This is a genomic window from Kocuria tytonicola, assembly GCF_003687175.1.
Lineage (GTDB): Bacteria > Actinomycetota > Actinomycetes > Actinomycetales > Micrococcaceae > Kocuria > Kocuria tytonicola.
In genome coordinates this window covers 353,565-365,657 of sequence record NZ_RDEX01000002.1, presented here as the reverse complement: position 1 = coordinate 365,657, position 12,093 = coordinate 353,565, and the positions used below count along the sequence as shown (strand labels likewise).

Below are 12,093 nucleotides of genomic sequence, written 5' to 3'. Positions count from 1 at the left end.
ATCAACCAAAAACAATCAAAATCTTTGGTATCAACAAACTAGACACACTATTGAGTTGACAAACAACACACCACATCGAGGTTCCCCACCACAGGGCCACCACGATCGGTTGTCGGACCACGCCGTCTCGGCGGATCTCGTTGTGATCGTCACTTTCGGGCTTGCCATCTCGGCCCTGCCCTGAAGCGACTCGTCGATCTTAGTTCTTCTCGGTTCGGCGTGTCAACTTGACTTCTCACGCTGACTCCCGCTCCCGATCAGGAACTTGGTAACCATAGCATGAACAAGGTCCGAACTCTCGGGCTGATCTTTGCTGGTCACCCCGCGGCGACGGTTCTTTCCGGTACCCTCGCCACGGCGACTCGGAAAACAATACACAGGAGCCGGTACCCGCGCAAAGCGCAGATCCCGGCTCCTGGGGTGTCGATGGATGGACCGCTGTGTCGGTGGCCGCCGGCCACACACCGGCGGACAGGTCCACCGTCCGCCGCGCGAGAGGCGTCAGGGGGCGACGGTCACGGCCGCGAGGTTCTTCTTTCCGCGGCGCAGCAGCGCGAACCGGCCGTGCAGCAGGTCCTGGGCGGAGATCACCGCGTCCTCCCCGGCCACCTTGTGGTTGTTGACGGACACGCCACCCTCCTTGAGAGTGCGCCGGGCCGCGGACTTGGAGTCCGAGAGTCCCGTGGCAACGAGCATGTCCACCACGCTGAGATCCGTCCCCGTGGCGACCGTGGTTCCCGGGAGCGCGTCGGCGACCGCGGTGAGGGTGGCGGCGTCGAGGTCCTCGAACGATCCGCGACCGAAGACCGCCGCCGAGGCCTCGATGGCCTGGCGTGTTGCCTCGCCCCCGTGGACCAGCGTGTTCACGTCCGAGGCCAGGACCCGCTGGGCCTCCCGGCGGTGGGGCTCAGCCTCGGTGAGCCGGCCCAGCTCCTCGATCTCCTCGCGGGTGCGGAAGGTGAACACCTTGAGCCGGTCCACCGCATCGGCGTCCGCGGTGTTGAGCCAGAACTGGTAGAACGCGTACGGCGAGGTGAGCTCCGGGTTGAGCCAGATGGCGTTGCCCTCGGACTTGCCGAACTTGGTGCCGTCCGAGTTGGTGATCAGCGGCGTGCCGATCGCGTGGACGGTGGCACCCTCGGTCTTGCGGACGAGGTCCGTGCCCGAGGTCAGGTTCCCCCACTGGTCCGACCCGCCGGTCTGCAGGACGCAGCCGTACTGCCGGTACAGGTTCAGGAAGTCCAGTCCCTGCAGGATCTGGTAGCTGAACTCGGTGTAGGAGATGCCCTCCTCCGAGTTCAGGCGCTTGGCCACGATGTCCTTCTTGATCATGGTGCCCACGCGGAAGTTCTTGCCGATGTCCCGCAGGAAGTCGATGGCGGACAGCTGCGACGTCCAGTCCAGGTTGTTGACCATGCGAGCGGGGTTCTCACCCTCGAAGGAGAGGAACCGCTGCACCTGCTCGCGCAGCAGGTCCACCCACTCGGCCACGGTCTCCCGGGAGTTCAGGACGCGCTCGGAGGTCTGGCGGGGATCACCGATCAGGCCCGTGGACCCGCCCACGAGACCAATGGGATGGTGCCCGGCGAGCTGCAGCCGGCGCAGCAGCAGCAGCTGGACCAGGTGTCCGAGGTGCAGGGAGGACGCCGTGGGATCGAACCCGCAGTAGTACGTGATGGGCTCACCGTCCAGGGCCGCGCGGAGAGCATCCGGGTCCGTGGAAACCTGGATGAGACCGCGCCAGTTCAGCTCCTCCCAGAGAGAGGTGAAGGACGGGTCGTTGTGCTGCGCGCTGAGATCGGTGGTTGACACGACCACCAATTTATCAGGCGTCGGGGGCGCTCTCCCCGGGTTCCGTGCCGAGTCCTCGCGGTATCCCGTGCGCCGCGACGAGGTGAAGCCGCTGGGTGGGGCGGGTCATCGCCACGTAGAGGTTTCCGGCACCACCGGCGGGGTCCGAGCAGATCTCCCCCGGTTCCACGACCACCACGGAGTCGAACTCCAGACCCTTGGCGTCCCACGGGGTCAGGAGCATGATCCGCCGGTCCAGGCTGCGCATGCCCGCGGCCACCTGGCCGGGGAACGCCCTGTCCAGGGCGGTGCCCACCGCGCCGATTCGGCGCCCGGGGCACACCACGCCCACGAGTCCCCCCGACAACCGCTCCAGCTCGTCACCCACGCGGGCGACCACGGCCGCGACGGCCTCGGCGTCCGACGCCACCTCGACGACGGCAGGAGGTTCGCCGTCCCGCACGGCCGTGGGATCGGAGACGCTCAGGCCGGCGTCGCGCGCCACGCGGGCCGCGGCGTCGGCAATGGGCTGCGGGGTGCGGTAGTTCACGGTGAGCTCCGCCACCGTGAAGCGGTCCCCCACGAACGGCTCGAGGGCCTCTCCCCACGTGCGGGAGGCTCCCGCGCTGCCCGCCTGGGCGATGTCCCCCACCGCGGTGAAGGACTTCAGGGGGCACCGGCGCATCAGGACGCGCCACTGCATGGCGGAGAGCTCCTGCGCCTCGTCCACCACCACGTGCCCGTACGCCCACGTGCGGTCCGACGACGCCGCCTCGGCCGCCGTCATGCGGTGCGGCGCCTCGGCGTTGAACGCGGTGAGCTGCTCCACCGTGACCACGCCCTGCGCGCCGATGTCCTCGAAGCCCTCGGCCATGGCCTCGAGCGCCTTCTGCGCGGACTCCTGGGCCTTGCGCTCCTCCAGGGAGCGGTCCCCGCGCACCTTGATCCCGGCGGACTCGAAGTCGCCGAGCAGCTCGGCGGCCTCGTCCAGCAGCGGGACGTCCGCCACGGTGAGCGGGGCGTCCGCCGGGCGCAGCAGCCGGGCCACCTGGGCGTCGTCCAGCTCCGGGGCGGCCGAGCGCAGGTAGTGCTCCTTGGCGAAGAGCTGCGAGACGAGCTGCTGGGGTGTCAGGGGCAGCCAGAGCAGGTTGAGCGCCACCCGGACCTCGCGGGACTGCCGCAGGTCCTCCTTAAGGTAGGAGCGGTCCATCGTGGAGCCGGCCTTCTCGTTGAGCTCCTGCCCCAGGTTCTGCGCGAGCTCCTTGATGACCACCTTGACGAACGTCTCACGGGCCTCGTTGTGGGGCTTGCCGGTGGCGCGCGCGCGTTCGCGGGCCCGCCGCACGAGCGAGCGGGAGAGCTTGATGCGGTGCCCGTCCACGGTGAGCCACTGCGAGCGCTGCGGCACCTTCTGCCGGTCCGCGACGGCGCGGGCCACCACATCCACCATGTGCAGCCCGGACTTCCAGCGGGTGACCCAGGGATCGGTCTCCACGGCACCGTGGACGCCCGGGTAGAGGTCCGCGAGCGAGGACATCACCACGCCGGTCTCGCCCAGGGCGGGCAGAACGCGCTCGATGTACCAGAGGAAGGAGGAGGAGGGTCCGACGATGAGCACGCCGGACTTGGCCAGCCGCTCGCGGTGCTCGTAGAGCAGGAACGCGGCACGGTGCAGCGCCACGGCGGTCTTGCCGGTGCCCGGTCCGCCCTGCACTACGCGCACCCCGGACAGCGGCGCGCGGATGATGCGGTCCTGCTCGGCCTGGATGGTGGCCACGATGTCCGTCATGCGCCCGGTGCGCTCGGAGTTCAGGGCCGCGATCAGGGCGCCCTCACCGTGGACGACCTCGTTCTCGGGCACGGCGTCCGCGTGGAGGACGTCGTCCTCGAGCGCGGTGACCTCCCGCCCGTCCATGATGAGGTGGCGGCGGCGCACGACCTCCATGGGGGTGGCGGCCGTGGCCTGGTAGAAGGCGGCGGCCTCGCGGGCGCGCCAGTCCAGGACGAGGCGCCGGTGGTCCTCCGTGGCGAGTCCGAGCCGCCCCACGTAGTGGCGTTCGCCGTTGCCGGTGTCCAGCCGGCCGAAGACGAGCCGCTCGTCCACGGCGTTGAGCTGGGCGAGACGGTCCTCGTAGTGGGTGGCGAACGCGTCACGCTCCGAGCGCGCCTGGTGCCCGCCGCCGAACTGGGTGGTGCGCACGCGGCGCAGTTCGTCCTCGCTGAGCCGCCGCAGCTCGTCCAGCCGGGCGTAGGCCCCGGCCACGTAGCGGCGCTCCAGCTCGAGCTGACCGGACTCTCCCACGGATGCGGATCCCTCCACGCACTTCACCTCACGCACACTGCCGACGGTGCCGGCGGCTCAACCGGCGATCGCCCATCCTACCGCCCGCACGGGACGAGGACGCGGCTCAGACCCGCAGCAGGGCGCGCACGCGGTGTCCCCCGAGCTGGGCGCGCCCGCGCAGGGCGGTGAGCTCCATGATGACGCCGAACCCGGCGACGTTGTACCCGCCGCGGGTGAGCAGGGAGGCCGCCGCACCGAGCGTGCCGCCCGTGGCCAGGACGTCGTCCAGCACGAGCACGCGGGAGCCGCGCGGTGCGTCGTCGGTGTGGATCTCCAGGGTCCCGGTGCCGTACTCGAGGTCGTAGCCCTGGGAGATGGTCTCGCGCGGCAGCTTGCCCGCCTTGCGCACGGGGATGATCCCCGCGCCGGAGGCGTAGGCGACGGCCGCGGCGATCATGAACCCACGGGCCTCCACCCCGGCCACGCAGTCGTACTGCCCGGCGAAGGCGTCCACGAGGGCGTCCACCGTGCGGTGGAAACCGGGCCCGTCCGCGAACAGCGGGGTGAGGTCACGGAACAGCACCCCCGGTTCGGGGTGGTCCGGGATCTTGGCGCACAACCGGTCGATCATCTGCTCCACGGATTCAGTCACCCGCCCATGGTATCCGCGGCGCCGCCTCCCGCGTGCGTCCTACCGCGTCCGGCGCCGCTTCACGGCGGCCTTGCGGTACGGGGAGACCGTGGGGTCCCCGCGCAGCGCGAAGCGCCACGGGAACGCGTCCGTCCCGCCCTCCCCGGAGACACCCGTGCGTGCGGTCACGACGACGTCGCCCGCGGCCTCCTCGGGCAGCACGAGTCCTGTCCAGGGCAGCTGCGTCCGGGAGTCGACCTCCTCACGGGCCCGCGCCACCGGATCCCGTGCCGCACCGAGGTCCAGGAGGGTGGCGCCGTCGTCCTCCCGGTCCAGACCGAGGGCCTGGGCCGCGTTGCCCGGGCCGCGTGCGAGCCCCGCGAAGGGCGGCACCGTGCTGCGGGTGGTGAGCCGACGCCGCGTGGCGGTCTCCTCCCCCAGGACCACCTCCCCGGCGCGGATGAGGATTCCGCCCCCGGTGCCCTCGGGGCGGCACACGAAGTTCACGGCGTGGTGCAACCCGTACGTGAAGTAGACGTAGACGTGGCCGGGAGGGCCGAACATGGACGCGTTGCGGGCGGTGCGTCCCCGGTAGGTGTGGGCCCCGGGGTCCGGCAGGTCCGAGTCGTGCTGTCCCCCGTACGCCTCCAGCTCCGTGAGCCGCAGCGCCACCGTCCCGCCCTCCCGCGCGCAGACCAGCACGGCGTCGAGCAGGCGGGGAGCGACGTCGGGCGCCGGGGCGAGCAGCAGGTCGTGGAGCGGGACCGTCACGAGACCACGGGCTCACGGTGCGCGAACTGCGCCACCTCGGCGAGCTGGCGCTCGAGCTCGGCCAGCTGTCGCTGGACGGCCTCGGGAGCCGTCCCACCCTGCGAGCCTCGGGAGGCCAACGAACCGGCCACCGTGAGCACCTCGCGCACGCCCGGGGTGAGGTGCGGGGAGATGGCCGCGAACTGCTCGTCCGTGAGGTCCCACAGCTCCACGCCCTGCTCCTCGCAGACCCGCACGGCCGCACCGGAGATCTCGTGGGCCTCGCGGAACGGGACGCCCTGGCGCACGAGCCACTCGGCCACGTCCGTGGCGAGCGCGAAGCCCTGGGGTGCGAGCTCGGCGAGCCGCTCGGTGTGGAACTGGAGCGTGCCCATCATCCCGGCCACGGCCGGCAGCAGCACCTCGAGCTGGTCGATCGCGTCGAAGACCGGCTCCTTGTCCTCCTGCAGGTCCCGGTTGTACGCGAGCGGCAGCCCCTTGAGCGTGGCGAGCAGCCCCGTGAGGTCCCCGATGAGCCGCCCCGCCTTGCCCCGGGCGAGCTCCGCGACGTCCGGGTTCTTCTTCTGGGGCATGATCGACGAGCCCGTGGAGTAGGCGTCGTCCAGGGTGACGAACGAGAACTCCTTGGTGGCCCACGTGGTGACCTCCTCGCTCATGCGGGAGACGTCCACCGCGGCCATGGCGCACACCCACGCGAACTCGGCGTAGACGTCGCGGGAGGCGGTGCCGTCGATCGAGTTGTGGACGGCGGAGTCGAAGCGCAGCTCCGCGGCGACGGCGTTCGGGTCCAGTCCGAGCGAGGAGCCTGCGAGCGCCCCGGAGCCGTAGGGGGAGACGGCCGCGCGCCGGTCCCAGTCCACGAGCCGCTGGACATCGCGCAGCACGGCCCACGCGTGCGCGAGCAGGTGGTGGGACAGCAGGACGGGCTGTGCGTGCTGCAGGTGCGTGCGCCCGGGCATGGGGGCGTTCGGGTGCCGGCGCGCCTGCTCCACGAGCGCAGTCACGACGTCCAGCAGGTTGCGGGCGATGACCGCGGCGTGGTCCCGCAGGTACATCCGTCCGAGGGTGGCGATCTGGTCGTTGCGGGAGCGGCCCGCGCGCAGCTTGCCGCCCAGCTGCGGTCCGGCCCGCTCGATGAGCCCCCGCTCGAGGCAGCCGTGGACGTCCTCGTCCGAGGGTGCGGGCGCGTAGGCCCCGCTGCGCACGTCCGCCTCGAGCCGGTCCAGGGCCTGGAGCATTCCCGCCAGCTCGGCCTCGTCCAGCAGGCCCGCGGTGTGCAGGACCCGGGCGTGGGCGCGGGAACCGGCGATGTCGTACGGCGCGAGCCGCCAGTCGAACTGGGTGGAGCGGCTCAGCTCCGCGAGCGCATCCGCCGGTCCCCCGGCGAAGCGACCGCCCCACAGGGCGCCCTCGTTGGTTCCGTGCTGCTCGTGCTGGGCCATGGTGCTCCTCGCTGACGTGTGCTGGGTGGTGCGTGCGGCCGGGGACGACGGCGCCCGGCGCAGTGAACGGCCGGGCCCCAGTCTAGGAGCCCGGCCGTCGTGGACCGCCGTGGTGGCGGGTGGCCGCGGTGCCGCGCGGCCGGAGGCGATCAGTTCCCGGCGAGTCCCTGCTCGCGGCGGGAGGCGACCTTGGAGGACATGCCGAACAGCTCGATGAAGCCGCGGGCGTTGGACTGGTCGAACGAGTCGCCCTCGTCGTAGGTGGCCAGGTTGAAGTCGTACAGCCCCGTCTCCGAGCGCCGCCCGGTCACGGTGGCGCGGCCCGCGTGCAGCTCCATGCGGATGTCGCCGTTGACGTAGGTCTGGGTGTCCTCGATGAACACGTCCAGGGACTTCTTCAGCGGGGAGAACCACTGGCCGTCGTACACGAGCTCGGTCCAGCGCTGGCCCACGGTCTTCTTGAAGCGGGCCTGCTCGCGCTCGACCGTCACGTTCTCCAGCTCCCGGTGCGCGGCGATCAGGGCCATGGCACCCGGGGCCTCGTAGATCTCACGGGACTTGATGCCCACGAGACGGTCCTCCACGATGTCGATGCGTCCGACGCCCTGGGCACCGGCACGGCGGTTCATCTCCTGGATGGCCTGCAGCGGGGTCACGGGCTTGCCGTCGAGGGCCACGGGGACACCCTTCTCGAAGGTGATGACCACCTCGTCCGCGGCGGGCGGGAACGTGGGGTCGTCCGTGTAGTCGTACACGTCCTTGGTGGGCCCGTTCCAGATGTCCTCCAGGAAGCCCGTCTCCACGGCACGACCCCACACGTTCTGGTCGATCGAGAACGGGTTCTTCTTGGTGGTGGCAATCGGGAGGCTGTTCTTCTCCGCGTAGGAGATGGCCTTCTCACGGGTCAGCGCGAGGTCCCGCACCGGGGCGATGCACTTGAGGTCCGGGCCGAGCGTCTGGATGCCCACCTCGAAGCGGACCTGGTCGTTGCCCTTGCCCGTGCAGCCGTGGGCCACCGTGGTGGCGCCGAACTGCTGCGCCGCCTGCACGAGGTGCTTGACGATCACCGGGCGGGAGACCGCCGAGACGAGCGGGTACGAGTCCATGTACAGGCCGTTGGCCTTCAGGGCGGGCATGCAGTACTCGGTGGCGAACTCGTCCCGGGCGTCCGCCACGTAGGCCTCCACGGCACCGCAGTCCAGCGCCCGCTGGCGGATGGTCTCCAGGTCCTCGCCGCCCTGGCCGACGTCCACGGCCACGGCGATCACCTCGGCCCCGGTGGCCTCACCGATCCACCCGATGGCCACGGACGTGTCCAGTCCACCCGAATAGGCCAGTACAACCCGATCGCTCACGGCGCTCTCCCAACTGCTCTACGACACTGACTGCACGGGTCGTGCCCGCGCTTCATGCATGACTATACACAACTGTCATTATTTATGCATCGAGCGTCAGTTCGCGCTTGAGGATCTTGCCCGTGGGGCCCTTGGGCAGCTCGTCCGTGAGGCGGTAGATGCGGGGGTACTTGTACTTGGCCACCCGTTCCTGCACGAACGCGTCCAGCTCCCGGGTCAGCTCCTCGCGGTCCCTGGAGTCGAGCACGCCGGACTCGAAGACCACGACGGCGCCCACCTCCTCGCCGTGCTTCTCGCTGGGGACGCCCACCACGGCCGCCTCCACCACGCCCGGGAACTGGTAGATGACCTCCTCCACCTCCCGCGGGTACACGTTGTAGCCGCCCCGCAGGATCATGTCCTTCTTGCGGTCCACGATGAAGAACGCGCCGTCCTCGTCCTGGCGCGCCATGTCACCGGTGTGGAACCAGCCGCCGCGCATGGCCTCCTCCGTGGCCTCCGGCTTGTGCCAGTAGCCCTTCATGACGTACTGCCCGCGCACCACGAGCTCGCCCACCTCGTTGGTGGGGACCACGTGGTCGTCACCGTCGACCACGCGCAGCTCGGCACCGCGCACGGCGGTGCCGATGGAGCCGGGCTTGCGCACGTCGCCCGGCTGGTTGAAGCAGACCACCGGCGAGGTCTCGGACAGGCCGTAGCCCTCGAACACGGTGGTGTCGAAGACCTTCTCGAACTTGGCCATGACCTCCACGGGCATGGGGGACCCGCCGGAGACTCCCGCGCGCAGGTCAATGCCCTCGACCGCCTGCGAGTCCTGGCCCGCCTGGTGCAGCAGTGCCACGTACATGGTGGGGACGCCCGCGAAGATGGTGACCGCGTCACGGCGCAGGATCTCCAGCGCCTTGGCCGGGTGGAACCGGGGCAGCAGGGTGACGGCGGCGCCGCTGCAGATCACCCCGTTGAGCGCCACGGTCTGGCCGAACACGTGGAAGAAGGGCAGTCCTCCGAACATCACGTCCCCGTGGTGCAGGTCGAACAGCTCCCCCGAGACCTCCGCGTTCGTGCGCAGGTTGTGGTGGGTCAGCTCCGCACCCTTGGGACGCCCCGTGGTGCCCGAGGTGTAGAGCAGCACGGCGGTGTCGGAGTCCTCGCGCGCCACCACCTCCGTGACCGGCTCCACGGACTGCAGGTGCCCCACGGTGCCGCGGGCACTGATGGGCAGGACGCTGAGCCCCTCGACCTCCTCGGCGGCCTTCTGGCTCGCCTCGGCCATGTCCTCCCAGGCCAGGACGAACGTGGCCCCGGAGTCCTGGAAGTGGTAGGTCAGCTCCCGCGGGGTGAGCAGCGGGTTCAGCGGCACCACGACACCGCCGGCGCGCAGGATCGCGTAGTACAGCACCGCCATGTGCGGAACGTTGGGCAGCACCAGAGCCACCCGGTCCCCCGGCCGGATGCCGTTGGCCTTGAGCAGCGCCGCACCGCGCGCGGAGAGGTCGTCGAGCTGCCCGTAGGTCAGGTGCAGCTCGTCCAGGATGACCGCCGGCTCGGAGGCGTACTGGGCGGCCGACGTGGTGAGCAGGGTGGCCAGGTTGGTCATGGATCCTCCAGGAAGATGTGTGAGTTCTACCACGTGATACTGCCCGTATCGGGTATCCGAGTCAAACCTCCGGGGCCCCGCCCCCGGCCAGGAGAAGGCCTACTCGCGGGTCCCGTGGGAGACTGGACGGCACCGGCCCGGCCGGGCCCGGACTCTGCGTGCCAGCGGTCCCCGGACCGGCACGAGATCAGCCGTCACGCGGGCCACCCCGCCGCGACCCCAGCCCGAAAGGACGTTTCCGTGACCACCCCGCACCACGAACCCACGGCCCCCCGGTTCACCGACGAGGAGCTCGCGTACGTGGCCTCGCTCTTCGACGCCGCCCGCAACGGTGACACCGCTCTGCTGAGCTCGGCGATCGACGCCGGCGTCCCCGTGAACCTCACCAACGACAAGGGCGACACGCTGCTCAACCTCGCCGCGTACCTCGAGCGGGAGGAGACGGTGGCCATGCTGCTCGCGCGGGGTGCGGACACCGAGCGGGTGAGTGACATGGGCTTCACCGCCCTGGTGTGCGCGGTGTTCCGTGGCAACGAGCCGATCGCTCGGGCGCTGCTGGAGGCCGGCGCCGGTCAGGGCACGGGCCACCAGCACGCCCAGGACGTGGCGAAGGTCTTCGGGCAGGAGCACCTGCTGCCGCTGCTCGAGAGCTACGAGACCCGTCAGGCCTGACGCAGGCGCCGCCGCGGTGCCGGGAACCCGGCCCGGCGGCGTCGTGAGGGCCGTGCTCAGCGCGCGAGGTCCAGGAACCGCTGGGCCAGCGCGGCGCCACCCTGCGGGTCGCGGCTGACCACCATGATGGTGTCGTCGCCCGCGATGGTGCCCAGGATCTCCGGGTCCACGGAGTGGTCGATCGCCGAGGCGAAGTACTGTGCGGCCCCCGGCGGGGTCCGCAGGATCACGAGGTTCGCGCTGCCCTCCGCGGTCACGAGCAGCTCGCGGCACAGCGCGGCGAGCTTGGCCTCCGTGCTCTCCCGCGTGATGCCGCTCGCGGGCGAGCGGTCCGCCCCCGCGCGCGGCACCGCGTAGACCATTCCCCCGCGCTCGGAGCGCACGCGCACCGCCTCGAGCTCCACGAGGTCCCGTGAGAGGGTGGCCTGCGTGACCTGGATGCCGTCCGCCGCGAGCAGCTCCGCGAGCTCCGCCTGCGAGTGCACGTCTCCCCCGGTCACGAGCTCCAGGATCCGGGCCTGGCGCGCGGTCTTGGTGGTGGGGATGCCGCTCATCGCGTCCCCTCGCGTCGGAGGGCCGCGGGCAGGTCCGCCGAGAGCCCCGAGGAGTCCAGGAGGAACGTGAGCAGCGCCTTCTGCGCGTGCAGCCGGTTCTCCGCCTCGTCCCACACGAGCGAGGCCGGGCCGTCGATGACCTCCGCGGCCACCTCCAGGCCCCGGTAGGCGGGCAGGCAGTGCAGGAACACGGCGTCCTGGGCCGCGAGCGCCATCGCCTCGGCGGTCACGGAGTAGGCCGCGAAGATCTCGGTGCGTTCCGCCTTCTCGCTCTCCTGCCCCATGGACACCCACGTGTCCGTCACGACGGCGTCCGCGCCCGCGAGCGCCTCCCGCGCGTCCGTGGTGACGAGCACCGAGCCGCCCGTGGCCCCGGCACGCTCCCGGGCTGCGGCCACGACGTCCTCGCGCGGCAGGTACCCCTCCGGTCCGGCCACGCGCACGTGCATCCCGGCGGTGGCGCAGCCCAGGAGGTAGGAGTTGGCCATGTTGTTCGCGGCGTCCCCCACGTACGCCAGCGTGCGGCCCGCGAGGTCCCCGAAGTGCTCCCGGAGCGTGAGCAGGTCCGCGAGGATCTGGCACGGGTGGTAGTCGTCGGACAGGCCGTTGACCACCGGCACCGTGCTGTGCTCGGCCATCTCCTCCAGCCCCGCCTGCTCGTAGGTGCGCCACACCACGGCGGCGAGCATGCGGGAGAACACGCGGGCGCTGTCCGCAATGCTCTCCTTGTGCCCCAGCTGCGTCTCCCCCGGGTTGATGATCAGGGGGCTGCCCCCGAGGTCGCTGACCCCGGTGGCGAAGGACACGCGGGTGCGCGTGGAGGTCTTGTCGAAGACCACACCCACGGTCTGGGGCCCGGCCAGCGGGCGGCGGGAGAAACGGTCCGCCTTGAGGGATGCGGCGAGGTCCAGGACGCTCGCCTGCTCGTCGGGGGTGAGGTCGGTGTCGACCAGGAAGTGACGCGTCACGCCGGGTTCTCCTTCGGTTGCCGGCCCG

The 12,093-nt window shown here is 71.0% G+C and carries 11 protein-coding genes; 2 read left to right on the top strand and 9 right to left on the bottom strand.

Annotated features, from left to right (window positions below; genetic code table 11):
* The coding region (locus tag EAE32_RS11900; protein WP_207803882.1) for a hypothetical protein at window positions 1-184 on the top strand (184 nt) is incomplete at its 5' end.
* Between the two features lie 317 nt (window positions 185-501).
* Here the strand turns inward: EAE32_RS11900 and tyrS are convergent.
* The 7 genes from tyrS to EAE32_RS09830 form a co-directional block, all read right to left on the bottom strand.
* On the bottom strand, window positions 502-1,812 hold the full coding sequence (gene tyrS, locus EAE32_RS09860; protein WP_121845916.1) for a tyrosine--tRNA ligase: 1,311 nt from the start codon (window positions 1,810-1,812) through the stop codon (window positions 502-504).
* A gap of 13 nt (window positions 1,813-1,825) precedes the next feature.
* Entirely contained in the window at window positions 1,826-4,129 is a 2,304-nt protein-coding gene (locus tag EAE32_RS09855) for a HelD family protein (protein ID WP_121865024.1), read from the bottom strand.
* A 70-nt stretch (window positions 4,130-4,199) separates the two neighbouring features.
* Entirely contained in the window at window positions 4,200-4,727 is a 528-nt protein-coding gene (locus EAE32_RS09850) for an adenine phosphoribosyltransferase (protein WP_121845902.1), read from the bottom strand.
* Window positions 4,728-4,766: 39 nt separating this feature from the next.
* The gene (locus EAE32_RS09845) at window positions 4,767-5,477 is read right to left on the bottom strand and encodes a DNA-3-methyladenine glycosylase (RefSeq protein WP_121845903.1); all 711 of its coding nucleotides are present in this window, start codon (window positions 5,475-5,477) and stop codon (window positions 4,767-4,769) included.
* Complete coding sequence (argH, locus tag EAE32_RS09840; RefSeq protein WP_121865023.1) at window positions 5,474-6,919, bottom strand: argininosuccinate lyase; 1,446 nt, start codon at window positions 6,917-6,919, stop codon at window positions 5,474-5,476. The genes EAE32_RS09845 and argH overlap by 4 nt, the downstream gene beginning before the upstream one ends.
* 149 nt (window positions 6,920-7,068) lie before the next feature.
* Complete coding sequence (locus EAE32_RS09835; protein ID WP_121845905.1) at window positions 7,069-8,274, bottom strand: argininosuccinate synthase; 1,206 nt, start codon at window positions 8,272-8,274, stop codon at window positions 7,069-7,071.
* An 82-nt stretch (window positions 8,275-8,356) separates the two neighbouring features.
* The gene (locus EAE32_RS09830) at window positions 8,357-9,871 is read right to left on the bottom strand and encodes a long-chain-fatty-acid--CoA ligase (protein WP_121865022.1); all 1,515 of its coding nucleotides are present in this window, start codon (window positions 9,869-9,871) and stop codon (window positions 8,357-8,359) included.
* Window positions 9,872-10,111: 240 nt separating this feature from the next.
* Between EAE32_RS09830 and EAE32_RS09825 the strand changes: the two genes are divergently transcribed.
* A complete protein-coding gene (locus EAE32_RS09825; RefSeq protein ID WP_121865021.1) occupies window positions 10,112-10,543 on the top strand; it encodes an ankyrin repeat domain-containing protein in 432 nt (143 codons plus the stop codon).
* Between the two features lie 56 nt (window positions 10,544-10,599).
* On the opposite strand, the gene EAE32_RS09820 is transcribed toward EAE32_RS09825, so the two are convergent.
* Window positions 10,600-11,097 carry an arginine repressor gene (locus tag EAE32_RS09820; protein WP_121865020.1) on the bottom strand — a complete coding sequence of 166 codons (498 nt, stop codon included), beginning with the start codon at window positions 11,095-11,097 and terminating at the stop codon, window positions 10,600-10,602.
* The gene (gene argF, locus EAE32_RS09815) at window positions 11,094-12,065 is read right to left on the bottom strand and encodes an ornithine carbamoyltransferase (RefSeq protein ID WP_121865019.1); all 972 of its coding nucleotides are present in this window, start codon (window positions 12,063-12,065) and stop codon (window positions 11,094-11,096) included. Before argF ends, EAE32_RS09820 begins: the two co-directional genes overlap by 4 nt.
* Window positions 12,066-12,093: the final 28 nt, after the last annotated feature.